The organism is Pseudoalteromonas sp. GW168-MNA-CIBAN-0100 (assembly GCF_040309225.1).
Lineage (GTDB): Bacteria > Pseudomonadota > Gammaproteobacteria > Enterobacterales > Alteromonadaceae > Pseudoalteromonas > Pseudoalteromonas arctica.
In genome coordinates this window covers 1-303 of sequence record NZ_JBEOOL010000376.1, presented here as the reverse complement: position 1 = coordinate 303, position 303 = coordinate 1, and the positions used below count along the sequence as shown (strand labels likewise).

The window sequence follows — 303 nt, the reverse complement described above, 5'->3', positions numbered from 1 at the left end:
GTGCCACTCATGGCGAGCTATACCGTTTTTGTCAATGCGCTTAATGTTTCCGCCATCGGCTACGTAACCGGTTTTAACTTGGCTAACGTTAGATTTTTCATACAATGCAAAGGCATCTGCCATTTGCTTGCGATAGTTACTGACGTTGCCGGATGTTTCGTGATGGCCAATGAGTTGCACGCCTGTTTGCTTAGAATATTTTGTTAGCGCTGCTATATCAAAATCATCGTAGGGCTGAGTAAAGCTAAACACATCACCATTAAAAAACCAGTCGCCATCCCAGCCTGTGTTCCAGCCTTCAAC

Annotated in this window: 1 protein-coding gene; it reads right to left on the bottom strand. The window is 44.9% G+C overall.

The annotated features are described in order from the left end of the window. Positions 1-303, bottom strand: a 303-nt coding sequence (locus AAEY62_RS21560; protein ID WP_350636434.1) for a glycoside hydrolase family 97 catalytic domain-containing protein, incomplete at both ends; no start/stop codon positions are given.